This window comes from Candidatus Syntrophosphaera thermopropionivorans, assembly GCF_004353895.1.
Taxonomy (GTDB): domain Bacteria; phylum Cloacimonadota; class Cloacimonadia; order Cloacimonadales; family Cloacimonadaceae; genus Syntrophosphaera; species Syntrophosphaera thermopropionivorans.
Genome location: NZ_SMOG01000016.1, coordinates 15,858 through 34,904 on the forward strand (window position 1 = coordinate 15,858; position 19,047 = coordinate 34,904).

General features: G+C 36.2%; 14 protein-coding genes. 5 read left to right on the plus strand and 9 right to left on the minus strand.

The annotated features are described in order from the left end of the window. Position 1 precedes the first annotated feature (1 nt). From E0946_RS05300 to E0946_RS07480, 3 genes are all read left to right on the plus strand, one after another. Complete coding sequence (locus E0946_RS05300; RefSeq protein ID WP_133201427.1) at positions 2–517, plus strand: V-type ATP synthase subunit K; 516 nt, start codon at positions 2–4, stop codon at positions 515–517. A 74-nt stretch (positions 518–591) separates the two neighbouring features. Next, positions 592–939, plus strand: a complete 348-nt coding sequence (locus E0946_RS05305; RefSeq protein ID WP_133201428.1) for a hypothetical protein — start codon at positions 592–594, stop codon at positions 937–939. A 28-nt stretch (positions 940–967) separates the two neighbouring features. Beyond that, complete coding sequence (locus E0946_RS07480) at positions 968–1,357, plus strand: DUF2752 domain-containing protein (protein ID WP_133201429.1); 390 nt, start codon at positions 968–970, stop codon at positions 1,355–1,357. Positions 1,358–1,604: 247 nt separating this feature from the next. Here E0946_RS07480 and E0946_RS05315 read toward each other — a convergent pair whose 3' ends face one another. The 7 genes from E0946_RS05315 to secD form a co-directional block, all read right to left on the minus strand. Further along, the gene (locus tag E0946_RS05315; RefSeq protein ID WP_133201430.1) at positions 1,605–3,776 is read right to left on the minus strand and encodes a patatin-like phospholipase family protein; all 2,172 of its coding nucleotides are present in this window, start codon (positions 3,774–3,776) and stop codon (positions 1,605–1,607) included. Positions 3,777–3,792: 16 nt separating this feature from the next. Beyond that, positions 3,793–4,296: a hypothetical protein gene (locus E0946_RS05320; protein WP_207930828.1), complete on the minus strand. Its 504-nt coding sequence runs from the start codon at positions 4,294–4,296 to the stop codon at positions 3,793–3,795. 16 nt (positions 4,297–4,312) lie between these two features. Next, complete coding sequence (gene purL, locus E0946_RS05325) at positions 4,313–6,523, minus strand: phosphoribosylformylglycinamidine synthase subunit PurL (RefSeq protein WP_243713760.1); 2,211 nt, start codon at positions 6,521–6,523, stop codon at positions 4,313–4,315. 3 nt (positions 6,524–6,526) lie between these two features. Next, positions 6,527–7,654 carry a Sua5/YciO/YrdC/YwlC family protein gene (locus E0946_RS05330; RefSeq protein WP_133201433.1) on the minus strand — a complete coding sequence of 376 codons (1,128 nt, stop codon included), beginning with the start codon at positions 7,652–7,654 and terminating at the stop codon, positions 6,527–6,529. A 16-nt stretch (positions 7,655–7,670) separates the two neighbouring features. Further along, complete coding sequence (locus E0946_RS05335; protein WP_133201434.1) at positions 7,671–8,780, minus strand: murein hydrolase activator EnvC family protein; 1,110 nt, start codon at positions 8,778–8,780, stop codon at positions 7,671–7,673. Positions 8,781–8,927: 147 nt separating this feature from the next. Further along, positions 8,928–9,893, minus strand: a complete 966-nt coding sequence (gene secF / locus E0946_RS05340) for a protein translocase subunit SecF (protein WP_133201435.1) — start codon at positions 9,891–9,893, stop codon at positions 8,928–8,930. Positions 9,894–9,903: 10 nt separating this feature from the next. After that, complete coding sequence (gene secD / locus E0946_RS05345; protein WP_133201436.1) at positions 9,904–11,493, minus strand: protein translocase subunit SecD; 1,590 nt, start codon at positions 11,491–11,493, stop codon at positions 9,904–9,906. Positions 11,494–11,986: 493 nt separating this feature from the next. Between secD and E0946_RS05350 the strand changes: the two genes are divergently transcribed. Further along, positions 11,987–15,562 carry a C25 family cysteine peptidase gene (locus E0946_RS05350; RefSeq protein ID WP_133201437.1) on the plus strand — a complete coding sequence of 1,192 codons (3,576 nt, stop codon included), beginning with the start codon at positions 11,987–11,989 and terminating at the stop codon, positions 15,560–15,562. Beyond that, on the plus strand, positions 15,562–16,281 hold the full coding sequence (locus E0946_RS05355; protein ID WP_165942091.1) for an NAD-dependent protein deacylase: 720 nt from the start codon (positions 15,562–15,564) through the stop codon (positions 16,279–16,281). The genes E0946_RS05350 and E0946_RS05355 overlap by 1 nt, the downstream gene beginning before the upstream one ends. Positions 16,282–16,304: 23 nt before the next feature. Here the strand turns inward: E0946_RS05355 and arcC are convergent, their stop codons facing one another. Then, positions 16,305–17,252 (minus strand): carbamate kinase, encoded by a 948-nt coding sequence (gene arcC / locus E0946_RS05360; RefSeq protein WP_133201439.1) that lies wholly within the window; start codon positions 17,250–17,252, stop codon positions 16,305–16,307. An 83-nt stretch (positions 17,253–17,335) separates the two neighbouring features. After that, the gene (locus E0946_RS05365; protein ID WP_133201440.1) at positions 17,336–18,649 is read right to left on the minus strand and encodes a cyclic 2,3-diphosphoglycerate synthase; all 1,314 of its coding nucleotides are present in this window, start codon (positions 18,647–18,649) and stop codon (positions 17,336–17,338) included. Between the last annotated feature and the right edge of the window lie 398 nt (positions 18,650–19,047).

The following is a 19,047-nucleotide window of genomic DNA, read 5'->3' on the forward strand; positions in this document are numbered from 1 at the left end:
AATGCCTTACATTCTTTTACAAGCAGGAAATTCAGCAACACAAGCTCTAGCTAACTCTGGACACTCTACTGCCTATATTTTAGCCTGGATAGGTCTCTTTTTAATGGTAGCACTATCTGGAATAGGTTCTGCCTGGGGAACAGTTATTGGTGGAAGTGCTACTATTGCCGCTATGAAAAAAAGAGATGATGTTTTTGCTAATTGTATGATTTTATCTGCGCTACCTGGAACTCAAGGATTATATGGATTCGGTGCTTTCTTTATTTTGAAAGGTTTTGTCGTTGCAGATATTAATATGATTACTGCAGCTGCTATTTTTGGCGCTGGATTAATTTCTGGGTTAGTTAACCTTATCTCAGCATATTTTCAAGCAAGAGTTGTAGCTACAGGTATTGAAAGCATTGGTAATGGTCATAATGTCTTTTCCAACACCCTAATTTTAGCCGTGTATCCTGAACTTTATGCCATTATTTCTTTTGCTGCTTGTTTCCTTATCAGCGCAGCATTACCTCTTTAAAAAATTGTACCAACTTAAGGTTAGAACAGGGAAATTATGTTTCCCTGTTCTACCTTAAATATTAAGAGGATTTTATGGAATTTCAAGGACAAAATCAAGTGCCACCAGGACAACAATACCAATATTGGCGATATTCTTCTATGCAACCACATAGAGGAGTGTTAATATTGATCTTTGGATTATTAGGACTTTTCACCTGTGCTATTTTTGGATTACTAGCCTGGATATTTGGAAATGAAGACCTCAAAAAAATGGACCTCGGTATTATGGACCCATCAGGTAGAGACCTCACCAATGCAGGAAGAATTCTGGGAATAATCTCCGTATCTCTAACCGTTTTAGGCTTGGTTATGATTTTAGCCTATATGTTTTTCGTTATGGGAGTTGCTGCATCTGCTTCTAATGGAATATTCCATATTTAGCGTTTAGATTTTAGCTCTGACCAAAACAATGCGCTTGCGTGTTGAAAAACTTGATACTCGTTTCCCCTACGGAATAATACCTATTGTACTCTTCTTTTTCCTTCTGGTAGTCTATTTTTCAATATATCTTTTTCTTCCTTATAAGATACCTTTATGCTGGTTTAAAAGTATTACCCATATAAATTGTCCTACCTGTGGTTTATATCGTGCCTTTACTGCACTCCTACAGGGTCATATTATTACTGCTATATCCTACAATCCTTTGATGTTATTCTTGACTATTTTCCTCATAATACAATTAATTTGTACAACTTTTTTCAAGATTAAAATAATCTTAATAACTACTAAAAAACAACAACAAAGAATTCTACTATTATTTATAATTGCCTTTATTGCCAATTGGTTATATATTATTTAGCTCTATCTTCCAGCTTATTTATTCATAACTTATAGCTAATTATTGTAACTATTTCAAATTGTTTTCATCTTGACTCCTACTTACTTCTCTCTTAGCTCTTTAGCTAAGAAAGGAACAGGAAGGAGTTAAGGAAGAAACTATAAAGGGCGGAGAATGTAATAAATTAGATAGATAAATGTAAAAATAATCTTGTAAGTTATGTTATAGGAAGGAGATACAGAAAGTAATAGATATTTTCGTAAAGCTTTTATTTTCTGGAGAACCAGAATAAATCATTATTGTATCCAACATTTAGATAAAAGCTGGGCGAATGTTCTCTGCTTAAAGCGGCACTAATATGAATAGGTCCTAGATAAGTTCTGTATCCAATATCGGCATAAAAGCTCCATTCAAGTTTCTGGTTTACATCCCAGAGGTTTTCATTAGTATAGTTTAGAGCTTGCACTCCAGTTTCCAGAAATACATTATTTTTCGGATTGATGATAGATGCAATTGTGTAATAACAATATTGCGGTGAACTGATAGCATATCGTGGATAAGCTCTATAACCTTGAGAGCCTGTAAAATAGAATGGATCAAGAGAGCTTTCCTCGTGCGCACCAAAATAGGTTCCAAAATTATAGCTCCCGTACAAAGAAATCTTTCTGGCGATTGGTGCATATGCTTCTATTTCCAATACTGCTTTATTATACAATCTATCACTAATCTGATTCCAGGGTGCGAAATTAAATTTGGAAAAAACTCGTACACCTGATAGTGGGAAAATGTCATCATCCAGACTTTCATGATAAACTTTAATACCCAGACCAGAGATTAAATAGAGAGAATCTACGGGGGCGACAGCCGAAACATCACGATAGAGTCGTGTCCTATAACTGTAGAAGAATCCCTCAGCAATAGCGACATTATTAGCAAAGAATCCCACTCCTGGAGTAATGCCATACTCCAGAGATTTAACGCTTGATATTTTATAAAAATCTTCATCATATAGATACAATCTTTTTTCACTGATATAGGGGAAAATACGAAAATAAGAACCCCAGAACTCACCGAAGTTTTTAACATAATCCAAACTAAGTTCTGACCTTCCGCCAAGAGTAAAACCTGCTAGTAACTTAGAATTTTTTAATAACAGGTTATTAAGTTCCATAGCCCCGCTTATGTTAAGATCTTCCTCACTGGTATAACTCATATTAAATATAACATTTCTTCTTTCATATTCCTGAACATAAAAGATGAGTTTGTAACCATGTTCTATTGGTTCCAGAATAGGATAAACCATTTTAAAATATTGCGAGTTCCATATTCTTTTAGAAGCAGCTACAATTTCTTCAGCAGAGTATTTTTTGGGTGTTTCCAGTCTTGAATATTCCTTAATTTTAGCCTTACTAACATACACATTACCCCGACAATCTTGAGTCAGGATAGGATATTTTTCCGGGATAGGAATTTTTTTGGGTTTTTTAAATTCATAACCTTCGGCTAAAAGTGAATCACGAAAAGCTCTTATCTCGTCAATATGATTTCGGGCATAACGCTCTCCCGCATCAATTATCTCTTTAGCTTTTTCATAGGACATATTGGCAAATTCACTTAAATCTGGCTCTAACACTAAATCACTTAAAGCCAAAGAGCTTTCATAACTCTGATGCATTGCAATGTCAATGGTATGACTTAGAATATCAATTAAATTATCTGGATTTTTTTCAGCAAGGTCGGCATTAACTTTTAAAGTTATAACTTTATCAGCACCTAGTCGCCTAACTTGAGGGACTGGTATATTTTGCAGTAAACCTGCATCCACATAACGATGTCCATTCAGCTCAAAAGGAGTAAACAAACTTGGCATAGAAATTGCTGCTCTAATAGTATGCATCAGAGAACCGCTGGTTGAAACAATTAATTCACCAGTATCTAAATCTATATAAAGTCCGGCAAAACTTATTGGTAGTTTAGAAAAATCCTGGAAATTGGAAGCAGGCATATAAACCTGTGCCAGTGCTTGATTTAGTTTTACACCAGTAATTAAACCAGTTGGAAAATCAGGTTGACCATTTTCCTTTATTCTAAGCCGAAAATTGCCATAACTGGGCCAACGCTTTTGTCCAATATAAAGGTCTTCTCGTCTATAATGCTCATCAAATAATTCCAGAACATCCCAGCTTGTGGTTAAGGATTCTATTTCTGTTGGCTCATAACCCATTGCATACAAACTTCCCACTAAAGCTCCAAAACTTGTGCCAGTAATATATTCAGGATAAATTCCTTCTTCAGCGAGCACTTTGAGCATTCCTATATGAGCATAACCTCTTGCACCACCACCACTCAAGGCATAACCGAGACTTTTTGCCTCAAGCGATTTAGCAGCAAAGCTTACAAGTAAGATAAGTAGTATGTAGCTAACCTTGTTTTTAAACATAAACACTATCAATAAGTTATATTTCTTGTTCTGATGAAGACTGATGGGGTTTGATAATAAAGGTTATTTTACCAAAAACAGCATTTGCTTCAATTTTGACTGTGCCTCTTACTTTAGTTTTATCTTTCGGTTCATCTTCCGGAAGGTCTATAGACCCACAAAAGGCAGTAGTAGAAAAATCAAAATTAATATCATCTGGTATTTCCACAACAAAAGAAGCGAAAACTGCATTGATTTCAATAGGAGATGCATCTGGTTCTATGCTGGTTAAATCCAATTTTTGAGATGCAAATATGGCATTATATTCATTTTCAGTAGTGCTATAAAAACGAGTTTGTGCCTCTTTCTTTTTAGTGTTTCCCCAACCACCAATAAGCAATTTTACACCCAGAAGGATAATTATTATAGCAATAAAAATCTTGAATAGAGGGAAACTGATATTAAAACCTTTGAGTATTAAAGAGATACCAATTAAAATCACCAGAATTCCCCAGAACAAATGTCCAAAAAGGATGTTCATCTTCATCTCCTTCTCCCTAATTTATTTTTATTCCTGATTGGTAGGCTTTATATAATGCTTCGGTAGAAACATTTATATCCTGATTTACCCTGAACATTGGCTTATCAGAAACTGTTCCAATCAATTTCAGAGGAATAGCATATTTATCACATAAGCTTTTTATTTGATGTAAATTTTCAGAATTAAAGCTTATAATTACTCTATCTAAAGATTCACCAAAATATTCTACACTTTTGTTAAATGTCAAAGGAAAATTTAAATCTGCTCCTATTAAATCTTCTGGCTGAAAACAACATTCAGCTACACAGACCAAAAGACCTCCTTCGGAAATATTATGAGCTGAAGAAATAACATCTTCTTCAATCAGATTTAGTAATAAATCTATAATTTTTTTAACAAATTTTAGGTCAAGTGGAGGAACTTTCCCTGCAACAGTTCCAAAGATAGTTTTGAGATATTGCGAAGCTCCTAACTCATTACCTGGATTCCCTAAAAGAGCAATGATATCTCCAGAATGTTTGAACCACTGGGTAGTAGCTTTTTTATAATCTTCCAGTAAGCCCAGCATACCAATTACAGGAGTTGGATAAATTGCTCCATCTGGATTTTCATTATAGAAAGATACATTTCCTCCGGTAACTGGAGTTTCTAATGCTATACAAGCATCTTTCATACCCCGAATAGATTCGGAAAAAGTCCAGAAGACCTGAGGTTTATATGGATTACCAAAATTTAGACAATTAGTAATAGCAATCGGTTTTCCACCGCTACAGGCAACATTTAAAGCAGCCTCAACTACTGCAGCTTTAGCTCCTTCATAGGGATCTAAATAACAAAACCGTGCATTACAATCCGTACTTAAAGCTATAGCCTTATCTGTCCCTTTAATAACTACCACCGCTGCATCACTACCAGGTTCAACCTTTGTAGCAATCTGCACCATATAATCATATTGAGAAAAGATAGGCTTTTTGGAAGCTATACTCGGCTCACTTAGAATACGATACAAAGCAGAAATATAGTTTTCTGGTTCGGGTAAAGAATCTATATTAAAACTTTGTTTTTCCTTAATATAGGATGGCTTTTTAGCTTCACGAGTATAAACCGGAGCTTTGCCACCCAGAATCAAATATTCAGCGGGAATTTCAGCCAGGATTTTCCCGTTAAACTTCACTCTAAGCATTTTATCACTTGTAACCATTCCAATAACCACAGCATCAAGGTCCCATTTTTGAAAGACCTTTTGCACCTCTTCCAGGTTCTTCGGTTCCACAATCATCAGCATTCGTTCCTGAGATTCAGAAAGCATAATCTCATAAGGAGTCATACCTTTCTCCCGGACAGGCACTTTCTCCAGATCAAGTTCTATACCCACTCCACCCTTTCCTGCCATTTCGGAACTGGAACAGGTTAAACCGGCAGCACCCATATCCTGAATAGCGACCACTAAACCTGCTTGAATAACCTCCAGAGTTGCTTCTAAAAGTAGTTTTTCATAAAAAGGGTCTCCAACCTGGACAGCAGTTCTCTGGGTTGCAGATTGGTCACTCAATTCAACAGAGGCAAAAGTTGCACCATGTATTCCATCTCTGCCGGTTTTAGCACCTACATAGACTACAAAATTACCTATACCCTGGGCAGAAGATTTAGCAAGATGTTCCTGTTTTGCCACTCCTACAGCCATAACATTAACCAGTGGATTTCCTTCATAAGCTTCATCAAAGAAGACCTCACCCCCTACCGTTGGAACTCCAAAACAATTTCCATAGTCGGAAATACCATGCACTACTTCTTTTAAAAGATGTATCACCTTAGGATTTTCTGGATTTCCAAATCTTAAAGAATCCAGAACAGCTACAGGTCTTGCACCCATCGTAAATATATCTCTTAGAATACCACCTACACCTGTAGCAGCTCCATGATAGGGTTCCAGAGCAGAAGGATGATTATGACTTTCAATCTTAAAACAAATAGCCAGACCATCACCGATGTCTACAACACCGGCATTTTCTTCTCCTGCTTTAGCCAGAAGATATTTTCCTTCGCGAGGAAGGGTCTTAATTAAATTTATAGAATTCTTATAACTGGCATGCTCACTCCACATTACGCTGAATATTCCTAATTCTAGATAAGTTGGAGGTCGTTTCAATATATCCAGAATGTATTGATATTCCGAATCCAGAATACCGTGAGAAGCAATTAACTCTTTAGTAATCTCAGGTTCCATAATTTAACTTTCGTCCTTTAATGTAGGATTAGAATCCTTTAACTTTTCAATTAACCTTAGAATGCGGTCGTCAATAATTTTATAAGTTTCCCGATATGTATCCAGATCTGCACCATAAGGGTCTGCAATATCGCCTGCTTCGCCTACATATTCATTTAGAGTAAATATTTTACGAGCCAGTTTAGGTTCTTGCATTCGGAGAAAATCTCTTTGCCGTTCTTCCATAGTCAACACCAGGTAACTACCCTGTATCATTTCAGGAGTTATCTGTTTTGCAATATAGTCTTTTGCCTCCATAATACCATTTTCTAAAAGTAATTGCATAGAAGCCGTTGATATAGGTTGTCCTCCAGGTAAAAGACCAGCGGAATCAGCTGAATAAGGTAAATTTATTTTCAAGGCGTAATGATTAAAAAGTTTCTCTGCTATAGGACTGCGACAGATATTTGCAGTACAGACAAAGAGAATAGTGGGTTTTTCAAAGGAATTTTTTACCACATAGAAAGGAATAGAACCTTCTCTAATGCATTTCAATTCATCAAAACCGGATTGATTTTTCTCTTCTCTACTGCTGATATATTCCACTATAGTTGAAGGTTGAGAATTATAAGGATAGTTTTTATTTTGAGGAAGGATAGCATAATCAAACCATTCAGAATAAAAAGTGGTTAAGCGTTTTAAGTCAGATTCTGGTGGTAAAGAAGAAATGTTTACACTGGTACTTGTGATAGGTTCTTTCAAAATATCTATAAATTCCCTGAGTAATTCATCATCAGGCACCCTAAAGGCTACTTTACCATCTACAGCAATATGAGCAAATCTTTTATCCTCACATTTAAAAATTACTGTTAAATTTCCAGGCCAATATTGTTCTAAAAGTGAAATAAGCCTATCAGGAATAAAGATTCCTTCTTTTTCAAACCATTGAAGCGAAGAAACTAATAGGATAAAGCTATGTTTATTTGATCTTCCTTTTAGTTTCTGGATTCTTTCAATAGCTTCATAAGAAGAGACCTTACACCCAATGCCAAACATATCTCCAGTATAATGAAGAATGGTTTTGTTATCAAAAGCACCTGTAGAAGCAAGTTTTTCCAGCTTACGGAGGGATGGTCTAATTAAAATAACCAAACTTCGTACCTTGTATTTATTCCAGATAAGCTAAAGGATTTACTGCCTTGCCATCTTTGCGAACTTCAAAATGTAAACAGGGTTCAGAAGCAGAACCAGTCATTCCTGATTTAGCTATAGGTTGACCTTTTTTTACCTGAGCTCCCCTGGAAACCAGAAGTTCATTATTATAAGAATAAACTGTAAAGAATCCATTTTTATGGTCAATAATTATAAGTTTTCCCTGTCCCCCATAAGGACCTGAAAACACCACTTCCCCATCATCTGAAGCTACTACCGTAGTCCATTCTGGAACAGCTATATCAATTCCATTGCTGATAACTGAGGTTCCATAGGACCTGGTTTCTTGACCAAAATTACGGATAATCTTGCCTCTAAGAGGCCAGGCAATAGATTTAAAGCTATTTTTATACGCTTCTGATATTTCTCCAGAAGCTTTAGATTTAGCAGTTAATGAAGCTATCAAAGCTTCTAATTGGGCAGCATCTTTCCTCAACTGCGTAATCTGATTCTGTAGTTTTTGCTCTTCTTTAGTTAATTGTTTTTTCTGCGTTTCTAGAGTTTTTACTGTGGTATTCAGTTTTTTACTTAAATTGGTCTTAGCATACAGGTCACTTTTAACGACGGTAACTTCCTTTCCTACTTCCTTCTTTTCCTCGGAAAGAACAACTTGAACATCACCCAATTGGTTAAGTTTTTCTCTGGTCTGGGCAGTCATAGCAGTTAAACAATGTTCTTCTTTGGGTTTAATCTTAGTTGTTGAGCTATTAATTCGGAGTCGCAAGAGTAAATTTAACTGATTGTTTTGTAAAGTTTTTAGTTCACGCACTTGCTCATCAACCGATTTTAATTCCGTGCTTACCTTAGTCAGTTCTTGTTGTTTTTGTTTAAATATTTCTTCTGTTTTCTTTTTTTCTAATTCAACTTTTTGCTTTTCTTTTAAGGTAGTTTGAAGCTGAACATCCGTAGTTTTTTTCTTCTGAGAAGTTTGAGTTGCTTTCTTCTCCATTTCTTGAAGGTCTTTTTGAATCTTTTCCAGTCTTTTCTGAGTGTCGCTTATTTCATCTCCCATTAACAAAGAAAAGATAAAGAATAGGCTAAGCAAGCATAATATCTTTTTTCTCATAACTCTTTAACCATAATATTTTGTATAAACCTTATTCCAGAAATCAGCTATTGATGTCAATGCAAAAGTTCCTTTGCTACTCTTCTTATCCCTCTATAAAAAAGCCGCCTAAAAAAGCGGCTTTTTTATCTGTCCTAAGATTTATCTCTATTTCTTTTTAGTTAGATGTTTAATAGCTTGTTTCTCTGTGCGAGTATGGACAAAAGTCTCTAAAACAAGGTTACTGGCTATAAAGATAGAAGAATAAGTTCCGATAATAATACCTAGACTCATCGCTAGAGCAAAATCATGTATCACGGGACCGCCAAAAAAATACAAAGCAATAGCGGTAGCAAAAGTAGTGCTTCCGGTAATAACTGTTCTGCCAAGAGTCTTATTAATTGCACGATTAAAGATGATTGGAACCGAATCTTTTCTATAAATCTTAAGGTCTTCACGGATACGGTCATAAATAACTATGGTATCATTAATAGAATAACCAACCAGGGTCAATATGGCTGCTAGAATGGTCATAGTAAATTCTTTTTGAGTAAAAGCAAATACTCCTACCAGGATTATAACATCATGGAATAAGGCAACAATACCCATTAAACCAAAGGTAAACTCATAACGAACCCAGATATAGATAATCATAAATACCATAGAAATTAAAACTGCCATTATGGCATTATTCCGCATTTCCATACCAGCTTTAGCACCTACAACATCAACTTGACGAATCACATCAGTTTGCAGGTCTCTACCCTGGACATATTCTGGTAGTTTAGTAGTTAAAACTTCTGTAATCTGGTCCCTAATCTTATTAACATCCTCACCACCAACTTTTATCTGAAAAGTGGCATTAGATGGATCTCCTATGAACTGAATTTCTGCTTCTTTAAATCCTGCATCATTAATGACTTCACGAAGATGCTCTATTTCTAAGGGAGGTACTTGCTTATCTTTAGGTTGCATATTAATAACAATGGAAACGCCACCTGTAAAATCAGTACTCCAATTTATACCTTTGATAATTATGCCTAAAATTGAGGCTACAATCAGAACTGCAGATATAACGAAGAATATATAGCGCTTTTCAACGAATGGATAATTGGCATTTTGAAATAGTCTCATTTTACACTCCTCAGATACTCATCGTAGTTTTGCCGGGCTTAATCATTGTCTTTTCCATAATATAACGAGCAAAGACTATGGCACAGAACATAGAACCTACAATACCAATAGATAGTGTAACCGCAAAACCTTTAACTGGTCCTGTCCCAAATTGATAAAGAACAATAGCAGCAATTAGAGTGGTTAAATTGGAATCCATAATAGTGACTGTGGCTCTTTTGAAGCCAGCATTTAAAGCTGCACTTGGAGTTCTACCAGCATCCAGTTCTTCTCTGATTCTCTCAAATATCAAAACATTCGCATCTACAGACATACCTATGGTTAAAATGATACCTGCAATACCAGGCATCGTTAAGGTGCCACCAAAAATGGTCATTGCAGCAAGAATGAATCCCACATTGAAGATGAGTACGAAATCGGCTATTAATCCAGCTCCTTTATAATACAGAGCCATAAAAATGATTACAGCCAAAATGCCAATTAATCCAGCTCTAAATCCACTTTTTATGCTATCTTCACCCAGAGTGGCAGAAACTTGAGTGCTATATTTGGGTTCTATGGGTGCAGATAAGCTTTCATTATTCAAAAGGATGGCAAGAGATTTGGCTTCCTGCTCAGTAAATTGTCCTGTTATCATAGCCTTACCATCTGGAATACGGTCCTGTATCACCGGAGCAGAATAAACTGTGTTATCCAATACAATTGCCAGTCTTCTACCTATATTATCTCCAGTGCAATTAGCAAATTTTCTTGCACCTGTGCGAGTGAAAGTTAAAGAAATATATGGTTTGTTAGCAATCTGAGGATTGGGACTATCAGATGGTCCAATTTCCATACTGGCTCTATCCACATCCGTTCCTTTTAATTGAGGTGTAGATTCCAGCACATACAGCACTACAGGTTCTCTGCTTGCTTTCTTTTTCTCATCAACACTTTCTAACACTAAATCATAACCTTTGGGTTTTAAATTGACAAAAGTACTATCTTGAAGCAGGGAACGCACAATATCTAAATCTTCATAGCGAACAGCAAAATCCCTTTCTGTGGTGGTTATCAAAGATTTAAAGATACCCTCACCAGCTTTAACAGTATCTGCTCCTGCTTTAGCTAAAGCTTTATCCTCTTCAGCCAGTTTAGCCAAAACAGGGAATTTATACAGATTCTCCTGTATTATGGCATCAATTTGATTGATAAATTTTTCCGCAATCTCGGGTTCTGCTACCAGTTTAAATTCCAGCACAGCAGATTTCATAATCAAGTTTTCTGCTGCTATAGGATCTTTAACTCCAGGTAATTGAACCAGGATATCGCTTTCCCCCATCTTTTGAATGGTGGGTTCAGCTATGCCAAATTGGTCAATACGATTCCTGATTATCCTGATATTATTTTCCACCGCAGCTGCTTTATCTGCCTCAGGCAAATCTTTAGTCACCACGGTTAGAACAATTTGAGTGCCACCACGAAGGTCAAGACCTAATTTGAGCTTCTGTTTTATAGGCCAATTCACATCCTCTGGCACAAATAACGGAGACAGGAAAATCAAAGTACCCAAAACGAATATTAAAATGGATACAGGAGTCAACCACGAGTACTTTCTCATAACTTTAGCTCCCTAATTCTATTATTAGCTATCTAATAGCTTTATTATACGCCATCTCTTTACATTCCCTTATTTCGTCAAGATTTAATTTAGCAATATAACGGGTTAGAAATAAATTAAAATTCTTCACTTATTCATATATTGCATGTATAGAAAGAACGCTCAAATTTTTTCCCTGGATTTCATAAATTTCCTTCTCATTTTTCTGAGTATAGGCAAAAGAGAGTTCCAATAACACCTCATCCCTTCTGGACTCACTTTCCCAAGAGGGGAATTTGAGCTCTAAAATACAGTTATTTATATTAAAAGTCTTATCGGTTCTGCTGTTTGTTTTGGGATGTGAAATTTTTTAGATATATAAGTAAAAAAGACTGGACTAAAATGTGCCTTTAGAATAATGAACTTAATAAAGACATTATATCATAAAAGTTGGTTATTGGAATATAATTTGCTTTAATTAAAATTAAACTAAATAGAAATAAAGTTGGAAATTATGAAAAAACTTATCTTAGTTCTTACCCTTTTGGCTGGCATTATTTATCTATCAGCCAATGTGATTTATACTTATAACTTAGCAGCTCCAGAGATTGAAACTGAAGGGAATTATATAAAGGTAAAATTAACTGGAGCACAAAGCTATGGTAATGCTGGAGCACCAGATTTACCCTGGATTGGCAGTAAACTTCTTTTACCTATGGGAGAAGAAGCAGTTGACATTCAGATAAATTTATCAGGTGCTAAAGATATAGTTTTAGACAAAAAAATAGCTCCTATCCAACCTCCCATAAAACTATCAGAAGTTGCAGTTGCACAAAGAATAGACCCTGATCCAGCAATTTACGATAGGTCAATTGCTTATCCAGAACAAAAACATAATGGAAGTAATACTCAATATTTTGCTGGTCATCCTATAAACTTTACTGCTATCTGTCCTTTTGATTATAATCCGGTTGAAAATAAGCTAACCTTTTACCATCAGATAACAATCACTATTATAACCAGTCCTTCTTCAAAAGCCGTTGAAGCAAAGACACTTTTAAAGCAGGATGTGGATACTGCAGATAGACTTAAAAAAATAATTGATAATTCCCAAGCTATTCCGCGATATGAAGAACGCTTAGTAGGATACGATTATTTAATTATTTATGACCAGGCAAAACAGACTCAGTGGTTACCCTTCAAATCTCTTTATGAAGATCGTGGTTTAAATGTTTATATGAAACCTATTCAAGAGATTATAGCACAAAATGCTGGAATTGATACTCAGGAAAAAATCCGTAACTATATCATTAGCTTTTATTCCCAGCAGCCCTTAAAATATGTTCTACTTGCAGGCGATACAGATGTTATTCCTCATCGTGGTTTTTATGTAAATATGGGAAGCGGAGGTGAAGTTGATGCAGATATTCCAGCCGATATGTATTATAGCTGTCTTGATGGAAATTGGAATACAGATAATGATAATTATTGGGGTGAACCTATGGAATCGGATTTAGTTCCAGAATTATCTATAGGACGTTTTTGCTATAATTCAGATGATGAGATAGCCAATTTTATCAATAAGACAAGTATGTATCTCAATAATCCAGTAATTCCTGAGATAAAATCCGCATTTTATGTAGGAGAATATCTTTGGGAAGGTCCTACCTGGGGTGGTGATTATATGGATGAAATGATAGGTGGAAGTAGTGCTAATGGTTATACCACTGTGGGAATTCCGGTTAATTGGAATATAACTACGCTTTATGATAGAACTTACGGATCTTCTAATTCCTGGGGTGCTTCCCAAATTCGTCCCTTACTCAGTCAAGGACCAAATTTCGTTAATCACCTCGGTCATTCTAATACTACCTATGCTATGCGACTAGCTGTAAATCAAGTCACTCCTACTACAATAACTAATAATGGAGTAAATCATAATTTTTCTATTATATTCACTCAAGGTTGTTATGCGGGAGCCTTTGACAATAGAGAAACAAATGTTGGCTCCTACACAGTTGATTCTATTACAGAGAAATTTACCAGCATATCCACAGCAGCAGTTGCAATGATAGCACATTCTCGTTATGGTTGGGGTGTAGTAGGTTCAACAGATGGAGCTTCTCAGCATATTCACCGTCAATTTATAGATGCTATTTTTGGAGAGGGAATTTATCCATTGGGCAAAGCTCTTGATGACAGTAAAATTGATAATATCCCCTGGATAACAAACACTCCTGTAATGTATTGGGTAACTTATGAAACCAATGTTATTGGAGATCCAGCTTTGATGGCTTGGACTGATACTCCTCAACAGATTATTGCTGAACTCCCCTCTTACTGGATTGTTGGATTAAACTATTATCAGATTCAAACTAATGCGCCTAATGCTCTCTTCCGTATAAAGAATGGAGAAAATTTAATTTGTGAAACCACGGCAGATGCTTCTGGGATGATAACGATTACATTTTTAGGTAATCTCACTCCCGGTACTATAGATGTATATATTATTGCACCTAACTTTTTACCATTCCATCAACAAGTAGTCGTAGAAGCCAGTAATATGCCCTACATAGTTCCTACTACAATTGCATTAATAGATGATGATGGTTTATATCATACTGGAGAAGAAATAAATATAAATGCAACTATTAAAAATGTAGGTTTGATGGATCAAATGGGACAGGGAACAATCACTCTATTAAGTAATTCCAGCAATGTCTTAGTGCTTAATGGTAGTGCTCAGTTCAATCCACTGGCTGTTGCTGATTCCACCGTAATTGCAGGGATTTTCAGAATCAGGATTCAAGGTTATTTTCCTGACCATCAGATAGCAAACCTCAATTTCCTCACTACCTTTGATGATTATTCGGTTACGACTCCATTTATAATTACCTTAAATACACCTGAACTTAATATAGATTCATATAACTTTGTAAATGACTGTCCTTTAATAATGCCTGGAGACCAACCTTATCTTAATATGTTGGTTAGCAATAGTGGTTCAGGAAACGCTTATACACCAATGTTAATCCTATTTAGTGATAATCCCAATATAATTCTTTCTGAAAGTGAAGCCTTCCTACCTCCTATCAGTGCGGGTAATTCTGTATTTTGTGAAAATATATTCAGTGTTTATATCTCTGATGCCATCAGTGCAGGAACCGTAATAAATATAGGTTATATGCTTTCTGCTGAAAATGGAAATACTATAGAAGGTAATTTTGTTTTATATGTAGGCAATCAGCATTATACTTATGAAAATGATTTTACAGGATGGGATGTGTTGGCACCGCTTCCTAACTTTATCAATCAATGGCACCGGGAAAATTTTAGAAATCATACCACTAATGGAAGCTGGTCTATGAAATTTGGTGGCATTGGAAATCTTAACTATGCTAATAGTGCTTATGGTGTCCTGGAAAGTCCAGAATTACCTTTAGTTCTAAATGCTCAACTCCATTTCTTTCACTGGATGGATGCTGAAAATCATACTACCAATCCACAGTATGCTTGGGATGGCGGATTAGTTCAAATGTCTTTAAATGGTGGAGAATGGACTCAAATTACACCTATAGGAGGCTATCCTTATAAGATATATAGCAATGTAGCTTCACCCTTTCCCGCAGAAACAAGAGTCTATTCTGGAACCTTTGACTGGACTGAAGCTGTATTTGACCTCTCTGGATATACTGGAACAGCTAAATTCAGATTTATATTTGGTTCCGATGGAGCAGTAACTAAAGAAGGTTGGTATATAGATGATTTGTATATGGAAAACGAAGTCCCCAATAGTGACTTGGTTGAAACTATCCATTTTGAATTATATGAAAACTATCCCAATCCCTTCAATCCCACTACTACTATATCGTTTAACCTGCCTAAAAATGCTCCCGTTAATCTTGAGATATTCAATTTGAAAGGACAAAAAGTTCGCACTCTAATAAATAGTGAATTAAAAGCTGGGAAACATAATATTGTCTGGAATGGTCTGGATAATAATGGAAAACCCGTAGCAAGCGGAGTTTATTTCTATCGTTTAAGCAATGGAGAACAAATCCTTTCTCGTAAAATGATGTTGATGAAATAATGAAGGTTACCAAAGATACCCGTGTCCTTGTTTTAACTGGTGCAGGCATTAGTGCTGAATCAGGTCTTAAGACTTTCCGTGATGCGGGAGGTTTGTGGGAAAATCATAGAGTTGAAGATGTGGCAACCCCTGAAGCATTCAGAAGAGCACCAGTAATGGTCTGGAACTTCTATAAAGAACGCTGGCAACAAGCTCTTCAGGCTAAACCTAACCCTGGTCATCTTGCTCTTGCTAAACTTGAAAATTGGCTTCAAGATAACTTTCATCTCATAACTCAGAATGTGGATGGACTTCATACCGCAGCAGGAAATAAACGAGTTATTGAGATGCATGGTTCGTTACATACCTGTTTTTGCACCCGCTGCCATACTCGTTTTCCTATGAAAGATATCAATTTAGAGGAAGATATTCCTTTATGCCCTAAATGTAAAGGAATGCTGAGACCGGATGTTGTTTGGTTTGGTGAGGTTCCTTATCATCTGGATAAGATTGATGCACTATTACATAATTGTGATGTTTTTATGGTAGTCGGAACCAGTGGTGTGGTCTATCCTGCGGCAGGATTTGTGATGACAGCTCGTTATTTTGGAGCACATACCATAGCAGTAAATCTTAACCCGATGGAAAATAGTGAGTTTATAGATGAATTTTATCAGGGCAAGGCAGGAGAGATTTTGCCTCGCCTGATTGATGAGTGGATTAATTCAGCTGATAAATAAAAGAGGGTTGAATGACCCTCTTTTTAATGTATTATTCTTGTTCCCGTTTTCCCTGAGAAGGCGGGAACAATTTTTTCAATGGAAGTGATGAGCACCTCTTGCCCACCTCGTTCAAGAAAATCAATAGCTGCTTTTATTTTTGGACCCATACTACCTGCGGGAAATTGATTTTCATTATAATATCGCTGGGCTTCTTTAATGGTTAAATAATCCAGGTCTTTCTGGTCTGGTTTGCCAAAATTGATAGCAACTTTCTCTACTCCCGTCAAAATGACAAATAAATTTGCCTCTATATTTAAAGCCAGAAGAGAACTGGCAAAATCTTTGTCAATTACGGCATCTACACCTTCATAAGTGCCATCTTCTTCTATATAGACTGGAATTCCACCTCCACCTACAGCAATTACTATCTTACCTTCATGCACCATTTCTTTAATAGTCTCAGCTGGAATTATTCTCTGCGGAAGCGGAGAAGGTACCACGCGACGATAACCTTTACCTGAATCTTCTCTAAGTTTCCAACCTAATTTCTGCTCCAGTTCTTTAGCTTCTTCTTGAGTATAATAGGTGCTTCCTACAAACTTGGTAGGATTAAGCATACTGGGGTCATTTTTATCTACAATAACCTGAGAAATGATGGTGATAACATCTCTCTCAATTCCCGATAAGAGAAGTCTATTCTGCAAACTCTGTTCTATCATATAACCCATAGTGCCTTCTGTGGCTGCATTAAGTACACCTAAAGGAAGCGGTGGAATTCCTTCCTTTTCTCCCAGTTCCTGTTGACGAAGTAAATTTCCCACTTGTGGTCCATTGCCATGGGTTATAGCAAGTCTATAACCTTGACGAATAAGTTCTACCACACCACCTAAAGAAGCACGAGTATTTGCAAACTGTTCAGTAATAGTTCCCCTTTCTCCTGCTTTAATGATGGCATTACCTCCTAAGGCAAGTAAGGCAATTTTATCCATAATATCCTCATTTAGAATTAAGGGGAGCAGATTTCAGATTCTGCTCCCATTTAATTAATTATATCTTAAGCTTTATCTAAATATTAATAATCCTGGAGAACATCTTCCAGATTGGGTCTACCTATCTCTTGCAATTCATAGGTTACCTGACAGGCAGGATGTTTAATATTGATGATACGTCTCAAATCAATAGGGGTGGCGATAACAACGCTATCGCATTCTGCATCATTAATGGTCTTCTCCAGGTCTTTAATTTGACGGTCACTATAACCCATTGCAGGTAGAAGAATGCCTATACCAGGATACTTTTCATAAGTTTCGGCAATTTCACCCACTGCCCATTCTCTCGGGTCAACCAAATCTTCACATCCATACTTATCAGCAGCAACAACTCCTGCTCCATAAGTCATTTCACCATGAGTGAGAGTTGGACCATCTTCAACCACGAGAACTCTCTTACCAGTAATCAATTCAGGATGGTCTACCATTAAAGGAGAAGCTGCTTCTATAATCTTAGCCCGGGGATTGATAGCCCGAACATTTGCTCTTACTTCATTAATATCGTCCAGATCTGCACTATCAATCTTATTGATTATCACTACATCTGCCCTATATAGATTGGTCTCACCAGGATGATAGGAGATTTCATCACCAGGACGATGTGGATCAACTACTACTATATTAAGCTGTTTATCAGAATAATAGAAAGGAAAATCATTATTTCCGCCGTCCCAGACAATTATATCTGCTTCTTTTTCTGCTTCATGCAGAATAGCTTCATAATCTACTCCAGCATATATAATGCTATTCATCTTGATATGAGGTTCATATTCTTCTCGTTCTTCAATAGTGCAATGATGGAAATCCAGATCTTCCATCTTAGCAAAACGCTGCACTTTCTGTTTCCCCAAATCACCATAAGGCATAGGATGACGAATAGATACCACATTTCTACCTTTCGCTTTTAAAGCTTTGACGATGGCACGAGTGGTCTGAGATTTTCCGCAACCAGTACGAACAGCACACACCGTTATTAAGGGTTTGCTGGTCTTAATCATTGTATTTTTCGTCCCCATCAGCATAAAATCTGCTCCACAAGCATTTACCAGAGAAGCCTTATGCATCACAACTTCATGAGCCTGGTCACTATAGGCAAATACCACTAAATCAACATTAAGATTCTTAATGAGTTCTGGTAATTCTGTTTCAGAATAAATCTTTATCCCATCAGGATACAATCTTCCTGCAAGCTCTGCAGGATATTTCTTATCGTCAATTCCAGGAATCTGGGTAGCAGTAAAAGCTACAACTTCATATTCCTCATTATCCCGGAAAAAGACATTAAAATTGTGAAAGTCTCTTCCGGCTGCACCCATTATCACTACTCTGCGTTTCATTACTTTTCTCCTTTTGATAATTTTATTTCTTTTATATAAAGCAACCTTTTATTATAGCTTTGTGCGTCAAGATAAATTTCTGATTTAAAGGATTACTGCGTGAAAGGAAGGAATGGTTTCTTAAATGCAATCTTAAAAGAGATTAATTATTCGGTAGTAAAATAACACCTTCATAACTTTATAAATTAAATATGGGAGTGTACAGATAATCGGGTCCAAAAGAAGACTCAATTATTTGAATAACTCCTAATTTAAAGATATCTTCTAATCCTTTTAAATAAATCAACCCAGTTCATTTTAAAAAAATTTAAAATAAAAAATAAAAAATAACTTGACAAATAATATTCAAAGTTTAATTAAGAATTTAGAAAAAATGATTGAGGTGAGTGAGAAAAATC